This window comes from Fodinibius saliphilus (assembly GCF_005869845.1).
Lineage (GTDB): Bacteria > Bacteroidota > Rhodothermia > Balneolales > Balneolaceae > Fodinibius > Fodinibius saliphilus.
Map to the genome: position 1 here is coordinate 462,302 of NZ_VAWF01000002.1, position 24,509 is coordinate 486,810.

Here is a 24,509-nt window from a genome sequence, read left to right on the forward strand (position 1 = left end):
GGTTTTAAGGCAGCTTACAACCAGTTCAATACATCATCCTTGGGTTTTTCAATTTCGATATAACTCTCAAATATTTCGCTGAGACTGGAGTTTTTTTGTAGTTCCTTACGGCTTTCGGAATCCAGATAGGCGATAATTTCATGGTTATGCAAAATGGCAATATCATCGCAGAGGTTTTCTACTATTTCCAGAATATGGCTGGTAATGATGATGGTAACCCCGTTTTTTTTAAGTTGATTGAGAATGGTCTTCATCCGGCCGATAGAGATTACATCAATGCTTTCAAAAGGTTCATCGAGGAATAGAATTTCAGGCTGGCTAAGGATAGCGGCGCTAAAGGATAATTTTTTTCGACTTCCAGCTGAAAGTTTATCAATTTTTGCATGCTCAAACTCTTTGAGTCCCAAATAATAGAGTAGTGAGTTAATTTTTGATTGACGGCCTTCACTGGCTACTTCATAGATATCACATACGTAGTGCAGAAAATCGTTACTGGTGAAGTGTTCAAAAAGAAGAGGGGGCTGTAGTACTGAGGCTACACGCTGCTTGATTTTTAATTCATTACTTTCATTTAAGGTTAGTCCATCGATAATAATTTCCCCTTCATCATAATCGAGCAAGCCTGTTAATATTCCAATGAGGGTGCTTTTACCTGCCCCATTGGGACCTATGAGACCGAAGATTGTACCTGCCGGCACGCTTAGTTCAAAATCTTCGAGAACATAGGTATCTCCATACGATTTTTTCAGCCCGTTTATTTTAATGGCTTGATTCATAGATAGAATAACGAGTCTGGTTATTTTTGTGATGCTCTTCCAGTATATTTAACAAGAATATCAGTAATTAATTTCGATGGGTACAACATAGTGTTAAAAGTAATTGAGATGTTCTTAGTTTTATTGTTCGGCATTTCTCCAAACTTGGTGTAAAATATGCTTGTCGAAGGCTCTGACTAGTACATTCATATTGCGCCACAGGTAGACACTTATGGCCAAAATAAGTCCGCCCATAACATACAGGCGATAAATTTGAAGTTCTCCGATAGGTGCAAAAACGGCATATCCTAAACCGAATATTAAGAATACCATCATAAATGTGACTTTTTGAGATATGATAGGATGTTTAAAGCTAAAGGAGGTATAGTTTGCTTTTTGGTAATAGTAAAATGAGGACCAGATAAATACGAGCATGAAGCAGACAAAGAAAAAGGTATTTGAGATGTAGATACCAACGACTGATCCCAGTTGTGGCAGGTATAAGATTTCAGCGGTGGTAATCAGGTAAAAAATGAGTAGTGGAACAACGATAATCCCCAAAAAGCGTTCTTTAAGCTGGATTTCAAAAGAGGTAGGTAGTTGCCGATGGAGCAAGAACTCTTTGTTCTCATAGCCATACATGTTGGCCATTCCCATAGCCAGTAGCGCAACAGGAATCGCAGCCAACATCGTTGGGATGAGAAGAGTGCTGTAGTAGTTATCCCCAAGCTGTAGCAAAAGTGGAATATAGACAGCTGGGATTAATGCAATGGTTAATAGTTGAAGCCGATTGTAGGAATGGGAAAGTATATAATAGTAAAACTTTCCGGCATGTAACCCTAGCCATCGTTTTAGAAAGTGCCAAAGCCGATTTCGTTTATATACTTTGCGCTCTATAACAGGTTGTAATAATCCTTCACGTGTTTTTAAAAAATGGTCACGAAAAATGAGGAAAATGAGTAGGGCAGAGAAACTATATATGGCAGATGCCACGCCAATATTATAACTGCCAGTAGCTGTATATTGTAACAAGCCGCCGGGAGTGTAAAACAGGTAGCTGTTAAGGGTTGCTATGCCTGGGAGATAATGTGCGACCAAGTATTGAAACTCACGTGAAATAATAGCAATAGCCTGAATAGATCCGAATATGATAAATAGGATGCTAAAAGCTATAATTTTAAAACGCTTTTCAATAACCTTGAGAAAACGATGTTTAATTGAGTAAATGATAGCATAGTTTAGGAGTACCACTGCTAAAACAACGGGCACGTACATAAGATGCTTAATCTGCATGAGCAGAAATGCAAGCCAAGTGAAATTATAAATGAGATTCAACGGATGAAGAAACCCCATCAGGTTGAGGTGCCAGCTCAGTTTTTTCACCGGATATCCAAAGGCAAGTAGTTTTCGATTTTCTTGCATGTTAAGCAGGCGGGTACTGGTAAAAGAGAAGTGAAGTATCCAGAGTACATTAGCAAATATCAGTGTAATTAATTGATGTACTTCTGAAGTAAGCCAAGGTAGCTGGGTTAATACCAAGGGATTTTGGTCAAAAAGTATAATAACTAATGCAGACCCCAATAGGTTAGAGAACAGTATTAGCAGGAAAATAATATATCCTATAACCAAAAAGGTTTGGAAGTTAGTGAGTCGTGCCAAGAAAGCCGACCAATTGAGATATATGAGCTTTCGAAACATAAAAAGGTCTCTAGCTTGATTGTATCCTGCAGGGATTTAACGTATGAGGAACAAACCGATTTTTAAAAGAGTTCAAAGAGTGAAAGAAAAAGTGATGATAGGGATGATCTATTCAGATTTTCTGGGTACTTTTAACAAGGCTGTAAAGAGCATACACAGATTATATTGAGTTTTTATTTAACTGAAATAAAAAGCGGATGACTTCGAAAAACATACTTAAGTATATATTTATTGCTGCGGTAATAGTATTGGCGGGTTTCGCACTTGCCGATGCATTGGGCTACTTTAATCAGAAGTCATATACTAAGGTTTCACACGGGTCCCATTCCCACTATGTGCCTCACGATCGCAATCCCGATGTGGCTATTAATAAGTTTCCGAGAGAGGAACCGGCACCGGGTGAAAAAATAACCCCTACTGGGCAGGTAGTCCCGGCAGAGGAGTAATTGGGTAGTATTGTGGTTTTAAAGCTAATCTCTCCAACGATAGAGAGTACACAATTTTTTACCGGAGTGATTAATAACAAGGTTTGTTGTGAGTCCAAAATTATAACGCATTCCTAAATTAAAATTGGCAGTCCCCATAATTTAGGTCGGTACCTGCTCCTATAACGCCTCCAAAGTCAGTTTTTGCGTTGTCTACGTTAATACTTAGGCTCCACCGGAAACGTCACTATCTAATATAAAGCCGGCATAAGGACCAAAATAGAGATGAGGTTGAACTGGTGCTGGAGCAAAACTGAACTTTGTTAACATGTGTATTTAAATGCCCCCCCAGCGCTATCTATACCATTTGGCTATACAGAACTTCTGGCTGTATAGATACAGGAATCATTGGGCCTTTTACATTTAGATATTCGCCCAACATTGATCCTGTTCGGTTACTGGGATCCAAATTATTAGGCCGTTCATTAATAGTACCGTAATTGACACCAACGCCGACATCTGCATATACTTTAGCTTTCTGGAAAGAAAAAGTTATGATAGTTGCGAATTGTATAAGTGGTGATAATACATTTTTCATAAGGTTATTCTCCATTTTTAGAAAAGATTATTGGTTCTCTTTTTATGAAGAATGGAGTTCTATTGTTCCTTTCTAGGAATAGGATGCTTTTTAAAACATAACATGTGAGCTAATTGCACAATGGTTTACGTATTAATATGTGTAGACAAGATATATTGTGAGCTCATATTAACTAAAGAGGAATTGTAAGAAATATGAATTACTTCAAAAGCAGTCGGTTAAAAGGGGGCAAATTTCCTATCGCTTTGATGGGGCTTTTCTGTGTATTAATAGGATTTAGTTTTGTGGCAGGATGTGAAGGTCCGGTGGGTACAGAAGGTCCTCAGGGAAAACAAGGGCCGGTAGGGCCTGCCGGTGAGGATGGCAGTGAAATGTATGCCGGGCAGGGAGCGCCAGCATCAGATTTAGGAAGTAATGGCGATTATTATTTGGATAAGAATACGGGCGAAATATACGGTCCTAAAACTGATATCGGGTGGGAAACACCATTAATGCTGCGGGGTGAAGATGGGAAAGACGGTAGTGAAATACATGCAGGTAGTGGCTCTCCGGCAGATACGCTTGGTAAGGTTGGAGATTATTACTTGGATCGCAGTTCGGCAACGCTATATGGACCTAAGACAGAAAGTGGCTGGAGCTCATTTGTCTTTCTAAAAGGGGCCAAAGGAGATGCAGGCGAAGATGGTAACGCAAATGTAATTTCCAGCGGGTGGAATCAAATTCTTGCAGGGGATTGGATGCAAAGTGGAGGTTATCAATCTCCTATAGATATTTCCGGATCTTCAATTTCAACAGCCAGTGGCGGTTGGTTCGGGTTGAGTTCTGTGGATGAGTTGAATGGTGCAGTGTTTGTATATGTCAGGGGGCTTGGCGACCAATCCGGCGGGCGCGATACTGATGTGATGCAGCTGCCAACACACGCAAGTGTCTCCGGGGGCGGAGAATCCGGTGGTGTCGAGTTCCGGTTTACCCACGGAGGTGACCCTAACTATGCCATGTGGATTGTACCAAATATTGGTTTGCAAAGCGGTACTTGGGATACCAGTTATATGATTAACACATACCTGCCGGGCTTGGAATTCAAGGCAATAGTCATTCCAGCTACTTCATACGAGTCAAATGGAACACCACCATTGGATTATTCCGATTATGAAGCGATTGTAGATTATTTTGGGATAGCAAAGGCTGATTAACTGATACGATAAAAGAGGACTTCAGCTATCCTGAAGTCCTCTCTTGGTTCCTTCTTTTTAAAGCTCATCTTTGAGATATTGCCCGGTATGGCTCTGCTCAACCTCAGTGATCTCTTCTGGAGTACCGGTAGCTACAATTTGCCCGCCTGCGAAGCCCCCTTCCGGTCCAATGTCAATAATATGGTCTGCACATTTTATGACATCGAGATTATGTTCGATAATGATAACGGTATGTCCGTTATCTACAAGTTCAGTAAAGGAATCGAGCAGCTTCGCAATATCTTCAAAGTGAAGGCCGGTAGTGGGCTCATCAAAGAAATAAAGGGTATGGTTGCCTACAGATTTGCTTAAAAACTTGGCCAGTTTTACGCGTTGTGCCTCACCACCCGATAGGGTAGGTGCGCTTTGACCAAGCTTTAGGTAGCCGAGACCTACATCAGCCAGTGTTTGTAATTTTTTTGTGATACGCTCTTCATCTACAAAAAAGTCGATTGCCTCAGAGACCGACATTTCTAACACATCATGGATGTTTTTGCCCCGGTATTTAACCTGTAACACATCTTTTCGATAGCGTTTTCCGCTACACTCTTCACAAGTGAGTTCAATATCGGCCATAAATTGCATCTCAATCTTTTGTATGCCTTCGCCCTGACAAGTTTCGCAACGCCCACCGGGCACATTGAAAGAAAAGTGGCCAGGTTCATATCCCATAATTTTAGATTGGCGGGTATTGGCAAACAAGTCCCGAATACCATCAAAAGCTTTGGTATAAGTAGCAGGATTAGAACGTGAAGAACGACCAATAGGAGACTGGTCGACCATCTCCACAGAATCAATATTATGTAACCCTTCTACTTTCCGGTGCTTACCGATATTATCATTATAAGTGCCGAACTCATTTTCAACAGCTGCATAAAGGGTGTCATGGACCATCGTTGATTTTCCAGATCCACTGACCCCCGTAACACAGATTAATTTACCCAAGGGAAATTCTACCTCAAGATCTTTGAGATTGTTTTCCATCGCTCCCTTAAGAACTAGAGACTTACCACTGCCATCACGCCGTTTTTCAGGTACGGGGATTTTTTTCTCTCCACTCAGGTATTTACCGGTAAGTGTTTTTGATTCCAGTAGCTTATCATAAGGACCGCTGAAGACTACTTCTCCACCGTGGACACCAGCAAAGGGGCCAATGTCAATGATATTATCTGCAGCTTTTATCATTTCGGGGTCGTGCTCCACTACTAAGACTGTATTACCAATATCACGAAGAGATTTCAAGATATTGATTAGTCGATCATTATCTCTGGGATGTAGTCCAATGGTAGGCTCATCAAGCACATAGAGACTTCCGATCAATGAACTTCCTAATGAGTTAGCGAGGCTAATACGTTGTGATTCTCCACCACTCAGGGTTTTGGCCTTTCGATTAAGGGTGAGATATTCAAGTCCCACTTCGTCGAGGTATTTCAGACGTTTACGGATTTCATAAAGGATCTGTTCGGCAACTTCTTTTTCAAAGTCGCTAAGTTCTAACTCCTCAAAAAATTCGCGTGCATGGCCAATGGTCATCTCAGCAACCTGGCCAATATGCTTATCGTTAATTTTTACATAAAGACCGTCCTTTCGCACACGATATCCCTTACAGTCAGGGCAACGGCTGTACCCTCGATAGCGAGAATAGAATACACGCATATGTACTTTGTAAGACTGGCTTTTTACATCCTCAAAAAATGGACGAATACCGATATAGTCTCCTTTTCCTTCCCACAGAATTTCTTTTACCTCGTCTGTAAGATCTTGGTATGGCGTATCGATCGGAAGGCTGTTTCGAGCAGCAACTTTTATAAAATCACGCAGATGTCTGCTAAATTTTTCCCCACTAAAAGGTGCAATAGCTCCATCACGAATTGTTTTGGTAGGGTCTGGAATAACAAGATCTTCATCAATACCAGAGACTTTTCCAAATCCCTCGCAGGTATCACAGGCTCCATAAGGATTATTAAAGGAGAACATTTGAGGAGTCGGCTCCTGGAATTCCATGCCGTCCATTTCAAAACGTTCACTAAAATTCAGCTCTTCGCCGTCGCGAATTTTAATAGAGCATCGTCCACGGCCTTCATGAAAGGCGGTTTCCAGTGATCCGGCAATACGGCTTCGAGTATCTTCGTCACTCTTTAAAATCAGGCGGTCAACAAGAACACGATAGTTTTCAGCGTCAATATCACTGGCATCAACTTCATCCACAGTCAAGTCCAGGATTGATTCATCTTCAATATGTAACAGCCGGGGATAGCCTTTTTCCTTTAAAACCCGAAGTTCATCCTCAAGTCCTTTTTGTTCGTGTTTGGGAATAGAGAAGAGTACATAAAATTTTGTGCCATCTTCAAACTGTTGATGTAGTTCTTCAATGGCGGTTTTAGTACTGTCCTTTTTGACTTTACGCCCCGACTTGGGAGAAATAGTGTGCCCAATACGTGCAAATAGCAGGCGCATATAGTCATAGATCTCAGTAGTGGTACCAACCGTAGATCGTGGGTTAGAAGAGGTTGTCTTTTGTTGTATTGCCATGGCTGGAGAGATACCTTGCATATAATCAACATCCGGCTTGTCCATACGCTCCAGAAACTGCCGGGCATAGCTGGACAGGCTTTCAACATAGCGTCGTTGTCCCTCTGCATAAATAGTATCAAAGGCCAGGCTTGATTTACCAGAACCAGAGACTCCGGTTATTACTGTCATCTGGTTGCGCGGTATTTCAACATCAATATCTTTGAGGTTGTGTACACGTGCTCCCTTAACAATAATAGGGCGATCTTGCGTTGGTTTCGTTTCTTCTTTTTGTGGGGAGGTATCAGTCTGAGACATTCACTAAATCTTTGTGTTTGTATAAACGGGTAAAGGTATGAATTTTATGACAAAAAATGAGGTTTAATCCGATATAAAGAGGGAATACAAACAGTACCGTGAATTGAAGCGTTCAATTAGTTTATAAGGATGGTATTTAATTTATGGAGACTCCTAGTGATGATTTATGGCAAGCTATAATCGAAGGCGTTTTGCTATATATTGCTTTGCCTCTGTTGTTTTTTGGGGAGTTGGTTCCTCTGCCCAAAATAGTTGTGCTGATTGCGGTTGCCGGATATTGCAGTTTTCGGTTGTGGCGAGATCCGTCCTTTCGGTTAGGATTATTTAGCCGGGATGTTGAATATGCTATTTCAAAAAATATAGTGATACGAACAGTATTAATTGCTTTTATGCTAGGTGGGTTGGTTTGGATTATGCATCCCGAACAACTTTTTGCTTTTCCTATTGAATGTCCTTTGTTATGGGTAGTCATCATGGTCCTTTATCCGTTATTATCGGTCCTGCCTCAGGAAATTATTTTCCGAAGTTACTTTTTTCATCGATTTGAACATTATCTGCCTTTAAAAAATGCAACGGTTATACTAAGTGCCCTGGCATTCGCTTTTTTGCATATTATTTATGATAACTGGTGGGCCATAGGGCTTAGTTTCGCTGGCGGACTACTATTTGGGTTCACCTATAAGAAAACAAAATCATTGTACTGGGTAACTATTGAACATGCTATCTATGGGGGCCTGTTGTTTACGCTGGGAATGGGTAATTACTTTTATGAGGCATTTTAATAGGGATTTTTTGTTTGAAGGGGCAACCTCATCGGCTTTTCTTATGTCCTGTATCATAATTTTAGAAGGGAATATATTTTTCATGCCATAAACAATCGTTCTATGAAAAATAAAGGGCAGTTTCACTAAGTTGTATTGGAATCCCCTTCTACAATGACAATAAAATTTTATATTTATAATTAAACAAAATTATTAAAGAATTTGGATAAAGGTTTTTTAATATTGGTTGAAAGGTGTAGTAAAAATAAGAGCCGCGCCTTTCACAGCACAGCTCTTAGGGTAGGTGTATAACTGTAGTAGGGTAACTACAGTGGGTATAGTAAAAAGCGCAATATTATTAAATAAAAGATGTGAGAATATTTTATTTAATAATAATAAACGGCTAAAACATATCAGTATTGTATATTAGTTGTTGGTATCAACAACTAGCTTTGGATAGAGCATTTTCATATAACTTAGAAAAGAAATGATCGAGATATTCCATTTCTTCTTTAGGAATATGGTTTAGTAATTCTTCGTTTACTTCTTTATCAATTTTTCGAGCTCTTTCCAACATTTCTGCACCCCTTCTGGTCATCAATAGTATTTTTCTTCTTTTATCATCAGGGTCTTTTGCCCGGGCTACAAAGTGGTTACTTTCAAGTTTATCAATCTGTCGCAGCACCGCTGATTTATCCCGGTCAACTATCTGAGCCAGCTCTTTTAGAATAAGACCTTCATCGCTTTCTATGATATTGAGGGTGAAGTATTGGTCAATTGTTAGCTTAATATTTTCTTCTGCAAAACGCTTTTTAAGCAAACGAATAATGCCTTTTACAGCAAAGCCCATTTTACAGCCTAGTGTACGGCAACATAATTCTTGCTTTAACTTCATAAGCTATTGTTATGAATTTCGGATATTAAAGATAAAACTATTAGTTGATGTGTGCAACTAATAGTTTTATCTTTTAATTGTTTAGATGAGTTAGAGTCTGCTTTTAATAAGATATTCATTAGATGAAAATGATATCTGGTTTTAATAGTATAGTTCTTACAATAATTTCAAATCCTCCACTTTTAGATGCAGATCTTTGAAGTGTGAACCTTTCCAGTAAATTTTTTTGCACCCTTGGCATTGGTAGAAAAGAGAATGCCATTCTTGTACTTTTGGCGGAACTCTATTTTGTATATCGGAAAGAGCTACTTCCGACAATTTTCCATTGCATTCCATGCATCGACTAAAAGGGAGTATGTGTTCTGATAGTTTAAATCTCTGAAAGAGTTCTTTTATCTGTTTGTCGGGATCTGTGTTTCTAATCCAATACCCTGTTTCAGTATCCCCATGGCGTAGAAGGCCAATATCCCGTGTTAATATCATTCGTTCTTCCTCATTGGAAATACGAATAATATCCCGTTCTTTCCATTTGGCATTTAGGCAAGTATCAAATCCTAATAAGCGAAGTGTTTTAGTTAGTTTTCCCAAGTGGATATCCGCGATGAACCTTTCCGGAGATTTAAATTTTGTTGGAACCTTTGAATTTGCTACTTCTTCAAAAGGGTAAACCGTAACCTTATCTCCATCTGACAGGTTAAACGTCAATGGCTTATCCATTCCATTTATTTTAACGTGGGATATAGCAGTATGGGGTATACCTTGAGATTCTACTAGATCTTTAGCAGATGGGGTTCCTGAAAATGGAACAATAATAGTTGATGATGGTCGGTTATTTTTATTGATAAAATCCTGCAATGAACCGATAGGCCGCAGGTTTGCCTGTTTTATCATTTTATTCTTTATTAGGTTAAAACATTTTGAACCTTAATGAAGATAGCAAAAAATTATAGAATGACAGGCTAAATTAGCTTATCTATAATAAAAATAGGTATTTAACAGCTTTTTTAAAGCTTTTTCCATTTTTGAGAATAAGGTATTTTTCATTACCTTTTTTAAATGTTTTTACAGCCCGTATATTAATTAATAGGTTGGCAAAAATAATCTACTCTTAACCAAAGATACAGTTCAGCAGTTTATGGATTTATTTGATAAGCTTGAGGGCAGACCGAGCCCATTGGGTGAATTTACTTCAGAAGGATATGGATACTACACTTACCCTAAACTTGAAGGGCCGCTAGGTCCCGTCATGAAATTTAATGACGAAGATATGATCGTTTGGAGTATTAACGACTATCTAGGGGTTGGCAGTAATGAAGAGGTTAAAGAATACGATGCTAAGATAGCACAAGATTATAGCCTCAGTAGTCCCATGGGTGCACGGCTAATGACCGGTAACTCTACCGAGCATGAAAAACTAGAGGAAGAGCTCGCAGAATTTGTTCATAAGGATGACGCATTTTTGCTGAACTATGGCTATCAGGGTATTATGAGTGTTATCCATGCCTTGGTTGATCGTAAAGATGTATTAATATATGACGAATTAAGCCATGCTTGCATTGTAGACGGTAAGCAATTGGCAATGGCTGAAAAATATGTTTTTAAACATAACGATATTGAAAGTTTCGAAAAGCAGTTAGAGCGGGCTCATCGTAAGAAAAAAGATGACGGCGCTGTTCTGGTAGTTACCGAAGGAGCTTTTGGAATGACCGGTGACTTGGGTATTCTCAATGAGATGATTGCCCTTAAAGAAAAGTATCCGTTCCGCTTACTTGTTGACGATGCACATGGCGTTGGAACAATGGGTGAAGATGGTTCCGGAACCGGTACTCATCTGGGTTGCCAAGACGGGATCGATATTTATTTTGGAACGTTCGCAAAAGCGTTTGCACTTATTGGTGCTTTTGTTGCTACCGATGAACGAGTGGTTGAATTCCTAAAAGCTAATGTACGCAGCCAGGTATTTGCAAAGTCTGTGCCTATGCCGATAGTAAAATCGGCGCGCAAGCGACTTCAGATGATCAAAGATAATCCTGAGTGGCGCGAAAAGCTTTGGGAGAATACGAATATGCTACGTGGCGGTCTTCGCGATATGGGATACAATGTATTGCCGGCTGAATGCCCTGTTACCCCTGTGCTCACAAAGGGAAGTACCGATCTTTGCCAGACTATCATGCGTAAATTGCGCGAAGAACATGGTGTGTTTGTAAGTGGTGTAGCATATCCAGTTGTTCCAAAAGGAACGGTATTAATTAGATTAATTCCTACAGCAGCACATACAAAAGAACAGATTCAAAAAACACTAGATGGATTTGAGGCTATTAAAGAGGTGGTTTTTGCTGAAGCAAAAAAGCAACAGAAAATATCAGCCTGAAAAACCTTCTGATTATTTAAATGAAAAAGGCCCCAATTTATCATTGGGGCCTTTTCTTTTTTTAAGTTATTTGCGTTCTATTAAGAAAAAAGTTCTTTTATGAGTCCAATTACACCAGACTTTTGATCTTTTTTTGCCTGACCTTTTCGCCCTCCGCTCAGTTTATCAAAGCTGGGACGCGGAAGTTCAAGTTCATCTTTTTTCTTTTTCTTCTTACGCTTATTACGTCCATTGTTATGACGTTTTTTGTTCTTAGATTTCTTTTTATTCTTCTTTTTCTTCTTACGTTCTTTAAGCTTCTGTTTGACCTTCTCAGGTAACTCAAGCTCCTTGGGCGCTTGTTTTAATGAGCTTTCGAGCTCATTAATATCACTTCGGTCTTGTTTTGAAACTAAAGAAACGACCCGTGAAGCTTTACCTGAGCCAACAAGATCAGCCCGATAACGATATTCATCGGGATTACTGGGGACATCATAATTGATAACCTGCGTAACACGCTGCAGGTCTATTTCAGCAGCAGGGATATCAGCTACTAGCAGGTATTGTACATCTCCATTGGTAAAGTTTGCAAATCGTTGAGCCCGCTTCTCATCAGAAAGCTTTCCATGCAGGCTTGTAGCCTTCAGGTTTTGTTTACGTAATGTTCGATATAAACGATCTGTACCTCGTTTAGAAGCAGTAAAGATAACACAGTTATCAGTAGGTGTTTCCTCGATATGTGCCATAAGGGTTGTAATCTTCATCCGGTTAGGTACATAGATGTAACCGTGAGAGAGCATCCCGTCGACCTTAGGTGGTTCTGTCAACATATGCGAAGAATCTTCAAGGCCAATTATTTCGGCGTCTTCAAAGTAGAGCTTTGTGAGCTCCTTGACCTCCTCATTCATTTCTTCAGTATAAATAACCGTTTGGTGGTCATTAAGTACTCTTCGCAGTATAGCCTTTAATTTGGGCTGCAAGCCAAGTTTTACCATCTCATCTGCTGCATCAATTACAACCAGTTTGACATCACGAAAAACATATCTGAGTTTTTTTGTAATATCAGCAAGAGGTCCAGGGTTACCTGAAATTACTTGCACATTACTTTTAAGTGCTTCTTCCTGTTCTTCAGCATCGGAGTCCATATCAACAGAGGCGCTTTCGATCTGTGCATGGTAGCCCATGGCCCAAACAAGCTCATCAATCTGCTGAGATTCATCTGGGTTTGGAGTCAATACTAATACAGAAGCACCTTCTTGTTCTTCCCTGTCGTCAATCATTTCCAATGCAGGGATAACAAATGAAGCAATTTTATCACTTCCAGGTTCTGCTTTGATCAATGCATCTTTCCCTTCCAGTATAGCAGGAAGGACTTCTTCTTGGAGTTCAGTGAGTTCAGTGTAGTTTACATCTGCGAGCCCGCTCATGATATCGGGGCTCAGGTCTATTTCTTCAAACTTCAACGTTCTAACCTTTCATTTAGTTAATGTTTGTTCTTCATGCACTGCTTCAAAATCAAGCAATGCTCATCAGGTACTTGAATATACAAAACTTATAGCGCTTGCTCATCTGATTTCCCAACCATCTTATATTCAGTTGTAAACAAGCGATGTATCTTTAGTTCATTTCCCTTTGACTTAAGATAAACGCATACTCCCCCTAACATTATTGCCATTCCTAGTAAAACAACTAAGCCGGCTTCAGGCCCAAACTCACCGCCAGTCCACAAGTATGGGCCGGATTGTTGAATTTGCAATATGCCTACCTCAAACTGTTTTCCACTAACAGGGAACCCAAAAAGCCCGGCCATGAAAAAATTCCACCCAAAGTGTAGGCCAACTGATAGAGAAAGGCGTCCTGTGAAAATGTAGGGCATTGCCAATACAGCGCCTGCGACAATGATATTAAATGTCGAAAGCAGAGATGCATTTGGGTTGTAAAAATGGAGTAATCCAAATACAGAAGAGGTTAAAACTATTGCAATACCTACTACAAGTCGTTTGCTTATCTGTGGGTATCGTAATCCTTCTACAATATTAAGTATTTGATATCCGCGGGAGAACAGCTCCTCATAAAATCCTACCATTGCCATAGCCAACATGAAGACTGTTAGCTTTAGCAGAAATGGTTGTTCGGTTGAAAGGTTCCAACCAAAATCGGTGACAGTAACCCAGCCTAATTGCCATTCCAGGGAAAAAATAGCACCTATTGCTATAAAAGCCAGAATAGTGCCAACAATAAATTCTTTTATCCATTGTTTATTAATATGGATGCCGTAGTCGGTAAAGCTACGATTATCAATATATTGGGCTGCAATCCAGATGCTTGCAATAACACCTAAAAACTGTGGACCAATACTTGTGAGTAGTGAGGATTCCGGTAAAAGAAGAAAAAATGGAAAGTAAAGTGGGGCAACAACAACGATGAGCGTAAAGAATTGAAGTAGCAGGCGCCATCCTGCACGCAATCGTTGCTCTTTATTATTAGTAAATACATTCATAAGTCAAGAAACATTCTTAGTTTTCATCCAGTATGAGTATTCTTAAAAACGTTATAAACTACATTAAAAGACCAAATAAATCAGGTTCGTATGAGTGATCGATTTGTGTTTCAGGCCTCAAAAGAAGACGTGAAAAACTTATTCCAAGTAACATCAGCGCGCGATGATGTTTTTGATTCGAATTTTAATATAACCCCAGGTACGCTAATTCCTGCTATCTATCAAGAAAATGGGGAGCGACAGATTCATCAATTTGTTTGGGGATTGATACCTAAAGGTGCTGAAGAAGAGAAAGAGGGGCGAGAAAATTTTGAAGTTGCTATTGAAAACCTGAAAGAAAATGAACACTTAACTGAATGTTTGGCTCAACGGCGATGCCTAATTCCGGCCAAAGGGTTTTATAAATGGAAGACCACTAAAAAAAAGAGTACTCCGTTTTTTATCCGGTTGCTTTCAAATGAATTGACAGCTATTGCTGGTATTTACTCGATATGGAAATCTTCTACGGGTCGTGATGTCTATTCTTGCGCGATGCTCACAACAATAGCCAATGCACTGGTACAACCGGTAGATGAGCGGATGCCAATATTATTACATCCGGATGACCATGAAAAGTGGTTGGCTGATAATGAGATTGTACCCAGTAACCTACAGCAATTCCGAAAAAGTTATTCTATTACTGATTTAGCGGTTAATCGGGTTTCTGAAGAGGTTAATAATCCAGATAATAATAGTCCGGAATTAATTCAGCCTATTCCTAAATAGGGTAGCCTAATCTCCGGGCTCTTTATAAATTCGCATGGTAGGATATGCCAACTCAATATCATCATGTTCGTCTAAAGTACGGAGAATATCTTCCCAAATAGCTTGGGAAAGGCCACGACGCTGGCGCGGATCGGAGAGATGGCGAATGGTTAAACATACGCCACTATCGCGCACGTCCGTATATACAATGGGAGTGAGGTAACGATAATGGATAAGATATGATTTTTTTGCTTTCTGGACTTGTCTTTCCGCACGCTCAACTGAATCTTCAAGATGTTTGTCAGATATATTCTGCAATAATTTTTTTGCCTTTTCCCAGTTACTCTCGAAGGTGACCAGAACTTCTATTTCGTTCCAAAGAAACTCAAAGTTACTGGTATAGTTAGCCAATGATTTTGAAAACAGATAATGATTGGGTACATGCACAACACGACCGGTACTCTGGTCAGCATAAACCCAATTTCCTATTTCGAGTACTGTAAACTTGAAAAGGCGTTGGTCTATGACATCTCCTTTAACATCCCCTATTTGAATGCGGTCTCCTACATCAAAAGGTTTGCGCCAAAGAATAAAAAGCCAGGCCGCAAAGTCACTCACAGGATCTTTCAAGGCAATGGCAAGACCTGCAGACAGCAGACCCAAAAAGGTGGCTACGGATTGTAACCCCTCAAACCAGATACGCCCAACAATTAGTAATCCCAGGAATACGGAAATATAGGTGAGGTTTTTACGCCATTTATATTGTACCTTGGTTTCCGGTAATTTTTTGTTGATCACCCGGATAGCAATGAAGCGAATTAACCAAATAGCTATTACTACAACAACCGATAAAATTACCTGGTATGTGAAGCCGGGAGAGTTTTCAATAAATTGTTGGATACGGTTTGAAATATTTTGCACAGTTGGTGTCTTTTATGAAATAAATAGCTATCAAACTGGTTGTAATTAAACAAAGATTATATCATTGTAAAGAAAAGGAATTTTGAATAACTTTACTGGTCTGAAAAACATAGTTACATAGAACTTACCATGCTTTATTATATTATAATATCTGTAATTACGATCATTTGTATTTTGTTAACAATTGTCATCTTGTTGCAACCGGGACAGGGACAAGGAATTTCCGGCGGATTGGCAGCCGGTAATGCCGGTGGACAAGGTTTGGGGGCCCGGCGTACAGCTGATTTACTATCAAAATCTACTACCGTTTTGGGGACTGCCCTTTTGGTTCTTTGCGTCTTGGCAAACTTCGCAATTGAGCGGGGCGGTACTACTCAGAGTGCTGTTCAACAAAGTGGAACAGAGCAGTCTACTCAACAAAATAATATTAACAACCCATCTGAAACCCCCTCCGCTATACCAGAGCTACCAGCGAATCAAGGTAATAACAGTGGTGGCAATGGTAGCGATGGCGATTCTGACGGTGGAAGTTAGTTAGAATAGCATTTTTTTGAAAAGCCTGATCTTATTAGGGTCGGGCTTTTTCTATATGAATCTGAAAAGCACTATATGGCTGGGCAATTACTTCCCGATACAGAAGCGTGAGAAGATACTGTCCAGAATATCTTCGGTGGTGATCTCACCGGTAATAGTGCCAAGATGTTTTAGGGCCGAACGTAAATCAATAGAAAGGAAGTCACCTGTCATTCCTCGGTCAAGAGCTTGTAGAGCACTTTGTACATCTTGCTGGGCCTTTTCCAACGCATCGCGGTGTCGGCTTGAAGTGACTAATAAGCTGGAAGAATCATAATGTTTATTCTCGAGGGCTCGGCGTTTCATCAGTTTTTTAAGCTTATCAATGGCTTCTCCCTCTAAAGCTGAAATTTTAAGATCATAATCGATGCGCTCATCATCAATATCCAGTGCAATATCTTTTTTGGTTCCGATTAGAATAAAAGGAGTCTCACCAGCATTTTTTTGAAGCTTGGCAATCTCCTCACGTTCTTCAATGGTGATCTCGCTCGAAAGATCTTTTAAATACACAACGAGATCTGCTTTCTCAAAAGCTTGTTGCGACCGTTTTACACCTTCAGCTTCCACTACATCCGTAGTATCTCGCAATCCTGCGGTATCAGTAAGCTTAAACCGTAAGCCATCATAACTCCAGTCCACATCGATGGTATCACGCGTTGTGCCGGCAATTTCAGTAACTATAGCACGATCTTTGCCAACCAAGGTATTTAACAGGGTGGACTTACCGGCATTGGGCAGTCCAATAAAAACTGTGCGAACACCATGTTTGACGAGGCGTCCCGTTTCGTAGGTGGCTAAAAGCTCATCGATTTCTTCATCTAACTCTTCTAGTAGTTCTTGTAGCTGTTTTTTATCGGCGAACTCTACATCTTCTTCTACAAAATCCAACTCAAGTTCAACCATTGCAGTAGCATCAATGATCTGCTGACGAAACTGTTTAATATGTTCACCGAGTCGCCCTTCGAGTTGTTGGTGGGCGGCATCGAGGGCTTTCTTACTTTTTGCATGTATAAGGTCGGCTACCGCTTCAGCTTGGCTTAGTTCCAGTTTGCCGTTTAAGAAGGCTCGTTGGGTAAACTCTCCGGGCTCTGCAGATCTTACGCCAAGGGTGAGCATAGTCTCTAATACAGCTTGTGTGACTAATACTCCTCCGTGGCACGAAATCTCTACGGTTTCTTCTCCGGTATAAGATCTTGGAGAGCGAAATACCGTAACCAGCACTTCATCAACCATCTTTTCATCTTTGTCAACAATATTACCAAAGTGGACAGTGTGTGATTCTTGTTGACGAAGATCTTTGCCAGTAAATGCGTCATTAACAATTGCAACGGCATTTTCTCCGGAAACACGAATGACAGCTATACCCCCTTCGCCAACAGGTGTAGCAATGGCAGCAATGGGTTCGCGTTCATTAATTTCTTGGGATTTCTCTTCGCCACTAGCTGTTTCTTTGTTGTTCATAGCTCCAAATATAATGAGTATACAGCCTTTATTCAGGGAGAGTCAATAGTTATTAAATAACTAAATCTTGTTTTTACTAACAAAGTGATAATTCGTTTAATGCATAATTCTTTGTAATCAATGACTCTTACTTAATACAAATAAGATTTATTGGGCTGTTAATAGTCGTTGCAATATTTATTAATTGTCATGAGCTTGCAACAGTAGTAGGTACCCAGCTTCAGACTATTAAGCTGGAAAATGGTCGTGAGTGGGTTGTGCAGATTATTCTAACATCACTAAGGAACACTAATTGCGTTTACAACTAATATCAGAAAAGTTGACAGCTCGAATGAAATAAAAAAACCTGCCAGGGTTTACAGCCTGGCAGGCTTAAATGTTTAGAATACATACTATTAACAGCTGTTACTCCACGTCACCCATTAACTTTTTAACGCCGGGACTGGCAAGGAGTGCAATAATTCCACCACCACCAACAATCATAGCTACGCTCCAGAATAGGTTGGTAGGAGCCAAGGTTTCAAGTTGCCCAGCCACTAATCCTGCGAAAAGGTTCCCAAGTGCTGCGGCTACAAACCATACGCCCATCATCTGACTTACCCGGCTTTTAGGGGCCAGCTTTGTCATCGATGAAAGGCCAACAGGTGATAAGCAGAGCTCACCGGCTGTGTGTAGGAAATAGGTAACAATAAGCCAGGATACAGATACCGGAGCATCAGGACTGGCATTTGCAGCTCCCCAAGAGAGAACAAAGAATCCGGCAGCAAGTCCTAAAAGTCCAAGCCCAAATTTAACAGGTATGGAGGGGTTTGAGTTTCGAGCGGCTAACCAAGTCCATAACCAACCAAAGATAGGTGCAAAAATCACAATAAAGGTTGGGTTAATTAGCTGTAGAGTACTTGCAGGAGTTTCCCATCCAATACCAATTTGCTGGAAAACCCAGTATAAGAAGGCTAAAATACCCACAGCTGAAACAGCAATAACCCATTTGGCAAGACTCCAGAGATCATTCCTTTTAAAGATACGGTACACAAGGTAAGCGGTAGGAATAGCTAAAATAGCCGTAATGATTGCTGCGCCCCCGTTAAATAAAAAGGAACTTGGTCCAAATGATCTCTCGGTTAGATCTTTAGCAAAGAGGTTAAGCGAAGATCCGGCCTGTTCAAATCCGCTCCAGAAGAGAGCAGCTAAGATAAAGAGCCAGAAAATAACGCCCAGTCGTTTTTGTTCTTCTTTATTGTGTCCGCCAAAGAAGATGATATAGATAAAGAACAGTATGGTAATTGCAACAGCACCATATCCCAAATAACCAGCAATTTCTTCGAGTGTAACACTAACTACACCTGAAGTGATAAGAAATCCGAATAATACAAGAGCTGCGGCAATGAACGAGACAATTCCGTAAAAGCGCCGGCTGCGTGTTTTAATTACTTCTTCCGGTTCTCCGGTTTTTAGTTTTCCTGCTTCTCCAAGAAATTTATCTCCAATTTTATATGAGATCAATCCAAGAAGCATTCCAAATCCGGCTAATGAAAACCCATAGTGCCAGTTATACCCTTCACCGAGCATTCCACAAAGAAGGGGGCCTAAAATAGCACCAAAGTTGATTCCCATGTAGAATATTGAAAATCCGGCATCACGAGTGGCGCCACCTTCCGGGTATATATCACCGACCATCGAGCTCACATTGGGCTTAAGTAGACCTGTGCCAATTACAATTAGTGCTAATCCAATGAAAAAGAATGTAGTAGTGGGAATGGCCATGCTGAAATGTCCGGCAGCAATTATACAACCACCTACAAATACCGCTTTCCGTTGTCCCCAAATATTATCTGCGACCCATCCTCCCGGTAATGAAAGCACATATACAAAAAAGGTATAAAGGCCATAAATGGCAGTAGCTTTGCCAACACTAAAACCTAAGCCAGGGTTACTCCCAACTGCTTCTGCCGTCATAAAAAGAACAAGCAGGGCACGCATTCCATAATAACTGAAGCGTTCCCATAGCTCGGTAAAAAATAAAGTAGAGAGCGCCCTGGGGTGTCCAAAGAAGTCTCTGTGCTGAGAGGCTGCTGCCCCATCTGTTACCTGTTGTCCATTTGCCATTGATATTCCTTGCTTTAGTTCAACATACAATTTGAAAATTCATATCCACGCCGTGCATGATAATTAAACCGTTTTAGTGAAGCAACTTCAAAAATGATACAATAAGGAAGTTACTTTATAAAAGTTTTAGTGTGAATGTTATCGCAAATTCATGTTATAAGGAAAAGGATTAGACTTATTACAGCGGCTCTGTTACCTTTGGAAAAAAAATAAACTAGGAGAATACAATGAGTACTGATACCGGAGTAGTTAAGAACATAAAAGCACCAACAGGAACCGAAATAGAATGTAAGGGGTGGCATCAGGAAGCGGCCATGCGGATGTTGATGAATAATCTGGATCCTGATGTGGCAGAGAAACCCGATGACCTTATTGTGTATGGAGGAAGCGGGAAAGCCGCCCGTAACTGGGAATGCTATCATAAAATTCTGGAAACGTTGAAACGTCTTGAAAATGATGAAACGATGCTGGTGCAAAGTGGTAAGCCGGTTGGGGTATTTCGCACTCATGAAGAAGCTCCTCGTGTGCTTATTGCCAATTCTCATTTAGTACCAAACTGGGCTAATTGGGATAAGTTCCGGGAGCTTGAAAAGAAAGGCTTGACCATGTATGGCCAAATGACGGCGGGCTCTTGGATCTATATTGGGACACAGGGCATTCTGCAGGGGACGTATGAGACTTTTGCTGAATGTGCGAGACAGAAATTTGACGGTACGTTGCAGGGACAACTACTGGTAACAGCTGGTCTTGGTGGCATGGGGGGAGCGCAGCCACTGGCAGCAACGATGAATGGTGCGGCTTGTATTGGAATTGAAGTAGATGAGCACCGTATCGATCGGCGCGTTGAAACAGGCTATTGTGATATCAAGTGTACCAACCTCGATGAAGCTCTTGAAAAAGCACTGGATGCTAAAGAAAAAGGGGAAGCGTTGTCTATTGGTCTATTGGGTAATGTTGCTGAAGTTTTACCTGCAATGTTAGAAAAAGGAGTTATTCCCGATGTACTTACTGATCAGACTTCTGCGCATGATTTGCATGTAGGATATATTCCAGCCGGTATGTCACTTGAGGAGGCGGCCGAAGAGCGAGAGTTGAATCCTGAGATGTACCAAGAGGCAGTGCTGGATTCTATGGTTACTCATGTGGATACTATGCTAAAAATGCAGAAAAAAGGGGCCATTACGTTTGATTACGGCAATAATCTTCGGGGACAGGTGGCCGACCATCGGGGGATGCAAGAGGCATTTAACTTCCCGGGTTTTGTGCCTGCTTTTATTCGTCCGTTATTTTGCCGTGGTTCCGGTCCGTTCCGTTGGGCTGCTCTTTCCGGTAATCCTGATGATATTTATACTACGGATAAAGCGGTGCTGGAGACCTTTCCTGAAAAAGCAGCGCTTGCCCGTTGGATTGAAAAGGCGCAAGACCAAGTGCAGTTTCAAGGGCTGCCGTCTCGAATTTGCTGGCTGGAGTATGGTGAGCGTGCTGAAATGGGAGCTAAATTCAATTGGTTGGTCAAAAAAGGAAAGGTTGATGCCCCATTGGTTATTGGTCGTGATCACCTGGATACGGGTTCTGTGGCCTCACCTAATCGTGAAACTGAATCAATGAAAGACGGATCAGATGCGATTGCGGATTGGCCTTTGTTGAACGCGATGCTGAATACAGCCAGCGGTGCCAGTTGGGTATCACTGCATCACGGTGGTGGCGTAGGTATTGGCTATTCTATTCATGCCGGAATGGTGTGTGTGGCTGATGGTACTGAAATGGCCGATGAGCGATTGCAACGGGTGTTAACAAATGACCCGGGTAGTGGGGTAATGCGTCACGCTGATGCAGGATACGATGAGGCAGTGCAAACAGCTAAAGAGCGCGGATTAGATCTGCCGATGGTGGATTAGATTTTGCAGACTGGTATTATGTCACCTTTATTTGATAATAAAATTTACGATGGATGGGGTGCATACCCGTCCATTAATTAGCTTAAACATATGGGTGGGTTTTATTAAATATTTTACCATCTTTTAAAGATTAAAAGACGGATTAACAATCTGTCTACCTTAATAAGAGAGATGAGTAACTGCAAAAGAAAGCTGACTCATTAGCAACTCGTCTAATTATTTGGGTTATTGGTCGTACTTATTACTTTAATCAGGCAAACAAAGTAATTCCGGTGATCTATGTCCAATTCTATTCCCAAGCGTATTCTTCCGGTTATTGTGGTGGCCCAATTTGCAGGCACTTCTCTTTGGTTTGCAGGTAATGCCGTTATACCTGATTTGGTTCAAGAACTGCAGCTCACAGAGATGGCAGTAGGATATATTACCTCTGCTGTACAGTTTGGGTTTATCAGTGGTACTCTATTGTTTGCATTGTTAAGTGTAGCAGACCGTATTTCTCCCAGTAAGGTTTTTGTGGGATGCGCTCTTTTTGGAGCTGCCTTTAATACGTTGACGGTATATTCCGATACTTTTCTATTGTTAATGATCAGTAGATTTTGCACTGGTTTTTTCTTGGCCGGAATCTACCCGGTGGGTATGAAAATTGCCTCCGATTGGCACAGAGAGGGATTGGGAAAAGCGCTTGGATACTTGGTAGGTGCCCTTGTGGTAGGTACCGCATTTCCACACCTGATCAAGTACCTAGCGGCCGATCTCCCATGGCGAACTATTCTGTTTGCTACCTCTGCATTCTCTGCTCTCGGTGGAATGGTGCTCTATTTGGCAGTACCCGATGGTCCGTACCAAGGTAAGAAAGGGGACTTTGAGCCCTCAGTAATGTTTCGTTTGTTTAAGAATCATAACTTCCGTTCTGCAGCCTTTGGTTACTTCGGACATATGTGGGAGCTTTACACTTTTTGGGCTTTTGTGCCACTGATGATTGGCTTTTATGCCGAAACCAATGGCGCAATTTATGGGGCGGTTCCACTATGGTCGTTCGCTATTATTGGCATAGGAGGAGTAAGCTGTGCGGTTGGGGGATACTGGGCCCTTAGAACAAGCAGCAAGAAAGTAGCTCTTGTTTCATTGGTGGGTTCGGGTATATGTTGTCTGCTTGTTCCTTTCGCCTTCGGAATTTCTTTTTATCTATTCATAAGTCTTCTGCTGATATGGGGCATTTTTGTAGTATCGGATTCGCCCCAGTTTTCTACCCTTGTAGCGCAGTCAGCCGATCGTGAATATGTAGCTACGGGATTAACAATAGTAAATAGCGTAGGTTTTGCTATTACTATTTTTAGTATTCAGTTGGTGAATATGATGTGGGCTCACTGGCAGAGTCCAGCTGTGTTTTTAGTGATGGCAGCAGGACCATTAGTGGGAGCAATTGCTATTATGAAATATCAGTTGTATCCAAAGAATAATGAAACTACTGTTTCGGAATAATCGTGTACAGTAATGAATGGATAAACCAAAATTAACATTCATATGGAAACAATTCTTGTCATTCTAGGAGGCCTTCTTATTGTCGCAGGGTTTATTGGAGCCTTATTACCGGTTGTACCCGGTCCGCCCATTAGTTATTTGGGGCTAGTTGTTCTTCAGTTAACTTCTGCTCATCCCTTTAGCTTGAAGTTTTTCATTATTTGGGCCCTTATTATAGCTATGCTAATGGTTCTAGATAATGTGATTCCTGCCTACGGTACAAAAAAGCTTGGCGGTTCTGCCTATGGTGTTTGGGGCTGTATTATGGGCATGCTAGTCGGGATATTCTTTTCTCCTATAGGATTAATAGTTGGTCCCTTGGCGGGTGCATTTATAGGTGAGCTGGTTGGTGGTAAAACCTCAGATCAGGCTATACGTTCTGCTGCTGGTTCTTTTTTGGGGTTCATGGCAAGTACTGTATTAAAGCTTATAGCCAGTGGAATGATGGGATATTACTTTTTTATGAATTTATAAGAGCTTCTCATGGTAGTAATAGTTATTCCGGCTTTTGAAAAATGATCACCCGATCACCGGGAAATGTTACTGAAGTTTCCCAGTTATTAGCTAGCCACTGGAATGTTTTTTGGGTATAAAAGGTGACATGGGTTTCATCTAACCGGTAGTGCCAATTTGCAAAGAAAGATTTATCATTTTCAGCAAGCTTTGTCATGATTCCTAAATAGCCACCGGGTTTTAGGCAGTCCCAAAGTCTTTTGAACTCTTTTCGCGGATAAAAAAGGTGCTCAACTACTTCAGTCGCAGTTATAAAATCATACCTTTTATTAAACACCGATTCATCATCTGCATAAAAGGGATCGTAGATATTAACCGCATGTCCATGTTCTTCAAACATAAGATTGAGTGTTGGTCCCGGTCCGCAGCCAAAATCGAGTCCCTTGCTTTTCGGTTCCAGCAAGTCATTGAGTGGTTTAAAAAGTTGCCCCAAGAAGTTGCGATACCCCTTATCATTGGGATCATTTTCGTGCGTTTCATATCGTGCAAGCTCTTCATCAGTTGAGGGACGATCTTTAGGCGCTGCAAAAATTAGTTGACAGTTCTGGCACTGATAGTAGTCACTGGCATAATGCTCAGATTGGTCAGTATAAAAAAGTTGCACATCGTCACTGTTGCATAAGATGCACGTTGATACAGGCATATTGTGTATAGGTTTATATCCATTAATTTTGTGTAAGATACAAATTGCTGTTCGCTTCTAATACACGGTTTTAAAAATAGATGGAT

The 24,509-nt window shown here is 40.9% G+C and carries 21 protein-coding genes; 9 read left to right on the top strand and 12 right to left on the bottom strand.

The window, feature by feature from the left end; genetic code table 11:
- Positions 1–14 precede the first annotated feature (14 nt).
- Both FCN14_RS10135 and FCN14_RS10140 read right to left on the bottom strand, forming a co-directional pair.
- The gene (locus FCN14_RS10135; protein ID WP_138431165.1) at positions 15–776 is read right to left on the bottom strand and encodes an ABC transporter ATP-binding protein; all 762 of its coding nucleotides are present in this window, start codon (positions 774–776) and stop codon (positions 15–17) included.
- A 120-nt stretch (positions 777–896) separates the two neighbouring features.
- The gene (locus FCN14_RS10140; RefSeq protein WP_138431166.1) at positions 897–2,453 is read right to left on the bottom strand and encodes a hypothetical protein; all 1,557 of its coding nucleotides are present in this window, start codon (positions 2,451–2,453) and stop codon (positions 897–899) included.
- A 197-nt stretch (positions 2,454–2,650) separates the two neighbouring features.
- Here FCN14_RS10140 and FCN14_RS10145 point away from each other — a divergent pair, with 197 nt between their 5' ends.
- Positions 2,651–2,899 carry a hypothetical protein gene (locus tag FCN14_RS10145; RefSeq protein WP_212747618.1) on the top strand — a complete coding sequence of 83 codons (249 nt, stop codon included), beginning with the start codon at positions 2,651–2,653 and terminating at the stop codon, positions 2,897–2,899.
- 337 nt (positions 2,900–3,236) lie between these two features.
- Here FCN14_RS10145 and FCN14_RS10150 read toward each other — a convergent pair whose 3' ends face one another.
- Positions 3,237–3,476, bottom strand: a complete 240-nt coding sequence (locus FCN14_RS10150; protein WP_138431167.1) for a hypothetical protein — start codon at positions 3,474–3,476, stop codon at positions 3,237–3,239.
- A 194-nt stretch (positions 3,477–3,670) separates the two neighbouring features.
- Here FCN14_RS10150 and FCN14_RS10155 point away from each other — a divergent pair, with 194 nt between their 5' ends.
- The gene (locus FCN14_RS10155) at positions 3,671–4,669 is read left to right on the top strand and encodes a collagen-like domain-containing protein (protein ID WP_138431168.1); all 999 of its coding nucleotides are present in this window, start codon (positions 3,671–3,673) and stop codon (positions 4,667–4,669) included.
- Positions 4,670–4,726: 57 nt separating this feature from the next.
- Here FCN14_RS10155 and uvrA read toward each other — a convergent pair whose 3' ends face one another.
- Entirely contained in the window at positions 4,727–7,537 is a 2,811-nt protein-coding gene (gene uvrA / locus FCN14_RS10160) for an excinuclease ABC subunit UvrA (protein ID WP_138431169.1), read from the bottom strand.
- Between the two features lie 143 nt (positions 7,538–7,680).
- Here uvrA and FCN14_RS10165 point away from each other — a divergent pair, with 143 nt between their 5' ends.
- Positions 7,681–8,319, top strand: coding sequence for a CPBP family intramembrane glutamic endopeptidase (locus tag FCN14_RS10165; RefSeq protein WP_138431170.1), 639 nt, complete (start codon positions 7,681–7,683; stop codon positions 8,317–8,319).
- A 418-nt stretch (positions 8,320–8,737) separates the two neighbouring features.
- On the opposite strand, the gene FCN14_RS10170 is transcribed toward FCN14_RS10165, so the two are convergent.
- Both FCN14_RS10170 and FCN14_RS10175 read right to left on the bottom strand, forming a co-directional pair.
- Positions 8,738–9,193, bottom strand: a complete 456-nt coding sequence (locus FCN14_RS10170) for a MarR family winged helix-turn-helix transcriptional regulator (protein WP_138431171.1) — start codon at positions 9,191–9,193, stop codon at positions 8,738–8,740.
- Positions 9,194–9,349: 156 nt separating this feature from the next.
- Positions 9,350–10,084, bottom strand: a complete 735-nt coding sequence (locus FCN14_RS10175; RefSeq protein WP_138431172.1) for a Mut7-C RNAse domain-containing protein — start codon at positions 10,082–10,084, stop codon at positions 9,350–9,352.
- Positions 10,085–10,328: 244 nt separating this feature from the next.
- Between FCN14_RS10175 and FCN14_RS10180 the strand changes: the two genes are divergently transcribed.
- Complete coding sequence (locus FCN14_RS10180; protein WP_138431173.1) at positions 10,329–11,564, top strand: aminotransferase class I/II-fold pyridoxal phosphate-dependent enzyme; 1,236 nt, start codon at positions 10,329–10,331, stop codon at positions 11,562–11,564.
- A gap of 80 nt (positions 11,565–11,644) precedes the next feature.
- On the opposite strand, the gene FCN14_RS10185 is transcribed toward FCN14_RS10180, so the two are convergent.
- Entirely contained in the window at positions 11,645–13,006 is a 1,362-nt protein-coding gene (locus tag FCN14_RS10185; protein WP_138431174.1) for a DEAD/DEAH box helicase, read from the bottom strand.
- 89 nt (positions 13,007–13,095) lie between these two features.
- Positions 13,096–14,043 carry a CPBP family intramembrane glutamic endopeptidase gene (locus FCN14_RS10190; protein ID WP_138431175.1) on the bottom strand — a complete coding sequence of 316 codons (948 nt, stop codon included), beginning with the start codon at positions 14,041–14,043 and terminating at the stop codon, positions 13,096–13,098.
- Between the two features lie 90 nt (positions 14,044–14,133).
- On the opposite strand from FCN14_RS10190, the gene FCN14_RS10195 reads away from it, so the two are divergent.
- Complete coding sequence (locus FCN14_RS10195; protein WP_138431176.1) at positions 14,134–14,808, top strand: SOS response-associated peptidase; 675 nt, start codon at positions 14,134–14,136, stop codon at positions 14,806–14,808.
- Between the two features lie 6 nt (positions 14,809–14,814).
- On the opposite strand, the gene FCN14_RS10200 is transcribed toward FCN14_RS10195, so the two are convergent.
- On the bottom strand, positions 14,815–15,708 hold the full coding sequence (locus FCN14_RS10200) for a mechanosensitive ion channel family protein (protein WP_138431177.1): 894 nt from the start codon (positions 15,706–15,708) through the stop codon (positions 14,815–14,817).
- A 129-nt stretch (positions 15,709–15,837) separates the two neighbouring features.
- On the opposite strand from FCN14_RS10200, the gene secG reads away from it, so the two are divergent.
- Positions 15,838–16,242: a preprotein translocase subunit SecG gene (secG, locus tag FCN14_RS10205; protein ID WP_138431178.1), complete on the top strand. Its 405-nt coding sequence runs from the start codon at positions 15,838–15,840 to the stop codon at positions 16,240–16,242.
- An 87-nt stretch (positions 16,243–16,329) separates the two neighbouring features.
- Here the strand turns inward: secG and mnmE are convergent, their stop codons facing one another.
- Positions 16,330–17,742 carry a tRNA uridine-5-carboxymethylaminomethyl(34) synthesis GTPase MnmE gene (gene mnmE / locus FCN14_RS10210; RefSeq protein ID WP_138431179.1) on the bottom strand — a complete coding sequence of 471 codons (1,413 nt, stop codon included), beginning with the start codon at positions 17,740–17,742 and terminating at the stop codon, positions 16,330–16,332.
- Between the two features lie 405 nt (positions 17,743–18,147).
- Entirely contained in the window at positions 18,148–19,848 is a 1,701-nt protein-coding gene (locus tag FCN14_RS10215; RefSeq protein ID WP_138431180.1) for a peptide MFS transporter, read from the bottom strand.
- A 227-nt stretch (positions 19,849–20,075) separates the two neighbouring features.
- Between FCN14_RS10215 and hutU the strand changes: the two genes are divergently transcribed.
- The 3 genes from hutU (at position 20,076) to FCN14_RS10230 (ending at position 23,741) form a co-directional block, all read left to right on the top strand.
- Positions 20,076–21,746: a urocanate hydratase gene (hutU, locus tag FCN14_RS10220; RefSeq protein WP_138431181.1), complete on the top strand. Its 1,671-nt coding sequence runs from the start codon at positions 20,076–20,078 to the stop codon at positions 21,744–21,746.
- A gap of 279 nt (positions 21,747–22,025) precedes the next feature.
- Positions 22,026–23,228, top strand: coding sequence for an MFS transporter (locus FCN14_RS10225; RefSeq protein WP_138431182.1), 1,203 nt, complete (start codon positions 22,026–22,028; stop codon positions 23,226–23,228).
- A gap of 42 nt (positions 23,229–23,270) precedes the next feature.
- Positions 23,271–23,741: a DUF456 domain-containing protein gene (locus FCN14_RS10230; protein WP_138431183.1), complete on the top strand. Its 471-nt coding sequence runs from the start codon at positions 23,271–23,273 to the stop codon at positions 23,739–23,741.
- A 22-nt stretch (positions 23,742–23,763) separates the two neighbouring features.
- Here FCN14_RS10230 and FCN14_RS10235 read toward each other — a convergent pair whose 3' ends face one another.
- Entirely contained in the window at positions 23,764–24,423 is a 660-nt protein-coding gene (locus tag FCN14_RS10235; protein WP_138431184.1) for a class I SAM-dependent methyltransferase, read from the bottom strand.
- Between the last annotated feature and the right edge of the window lie 86 nt (positions 24,424–24,509).

What these genes read in the sequence shown, in the direction of transcription:
- FCN14_RS10225 (WP_138431182.1), top strand. Translation starts at nt 22,026, where the DNA reads ATGTCCAATTCTATTCCCAAGCGTATTCTTCCGGTTATTGTGGTGGCC.
- FCN14_RS10165 (WP_138431170.1), top strand. Translation starts at nt 7,681, where the DNA reads ATGGAGACTCCTAGTGATGATTTATGGCAAGCTATAATCGAAGGCGTT.
- FCN14_RS10195 (WP_138431176.1), top strand. Translation starts at nt 14,134, where the DNA reads ATGAGTGATCGATTTGTGTTTCAGGCCTCAAAAGAAGACGTGAAAAAC.
- uvrA (WP_138431169.1), bottom strand. Translation starts at nt 7,537, where the DNA reads ATGTCTCAGACTGATACCTCCCCACAAAAAGAAGAAACGAAACCAACG.
- FCN14_RS10215 (WP_138431180.1), bottom strand. Translation starts at nt 19,848, where the DNA reads ATGGCAAATGGACAACAGGTAACAGATGGGGCAGCAGCCTCTCAGCAC.
- FCN14_RS10145 (WP_212747618.1), top strand. Translation starts at nt 2,651, where the DNA reads ATGACTTCGAAAAACATACTTAAGTATATATTTATTGCTGCGGTAATA.
- FCN14_RS10135 (WP_138431165.1), bottom strand. Translation starts at nt 776, where the DNA reads ATGAATCAAGCCATTAAAATAAACGGGCTGAAAAAATCGTATGGAGAT.
- FCN14_RS10235 (WP_138431184.1), bottom strand. Translation starts at nt 24,423, where the DNA reads ATGCCTGTATCAACGTGCATCTTATGCAACAGTGACGATGTGCAACTT.
- mnmE (WP_138431179.1), bottom strand. Translation starts at nt 17,742, where the DNA reads ATGAACAACAAAGAAACAGCTAGTGGCGAAGAGAAATCCCAAGAAATT.
- FCN14_RS10230 (WP_138431183.1), top strand. Translation starts at nt 23,271, where the DNA reads ATGGAAACAATTCTTGTCATTCTAGGAGGCCTTCTTATTGTCGCAGGG.
- FCN14_RS10180 (WP_138431173.1), top strand. Translation starts at nt 10,329, where the DNA reads ATGGATTTATTTGATAAGCTTGAGGGCAGACCGAGCCCATTGGGTGAA.
- secG (WP_138431178.1), top strand. Translation starts at nt 15,838, where the DNA reads ATGCTTTATTATATTATAATATCTGTAATTACGATCATTTGTATTTTG.
- FCN14_RS10190 (WP_138431175.1), bottom strand. Translation starts at nt 14,043, where the DNA reads ATGAATGTATTTACTAATAATAAAGAGCAACGATTGCGTGCAGGATGG.
- FCN14_RS10175 (WP_138431172.1), bottom strand. Translation starts at nt 10,084, where the DNA reads ATGATAAAACAGGCAAACCTGCGGCCTATCGGTTCATTGCAGGATTTT.
- FCN14_RS10140 (WP_138431166.1), bottom strand. Translation starts at nt 2,453, where the DNA reads ATGTTTCGAAAGCTCATATATCTCAATTGGTCGGCTTTCTTGGCACGA.
- FCN14_RS10170 (WP_138431171.1), bottom strand. Translation starts at nt 9,193, where the DNA reads ATGAAGTTAAAGCAAGAATTATGTTGCCGTACACTAGGCTGTAAAATG.
- hutU (WP_138431181.1), top strand. Translation starts at nt 20,076, where the DNA reads ATGAGTACTGATACCGGAGTAGTTAAGAACATAAAAGCACCAACAGGA.
- FCN14_RS10155 (WP_138431168.1), top strand. Translation starts at nt 3,671, where the DNA reads ATGAATTACTTCAAAAGCAGTCGGTTAAAAGGGGGCAAATTTCCTATC.
- FCN14_RS10150 (WP_138431167.1), bottom strand. Translation starts at nt 3,476, where the DNA reads ATGAAAAATGTATTATCACCACTTATACAATTCGCAACTATCATAACT.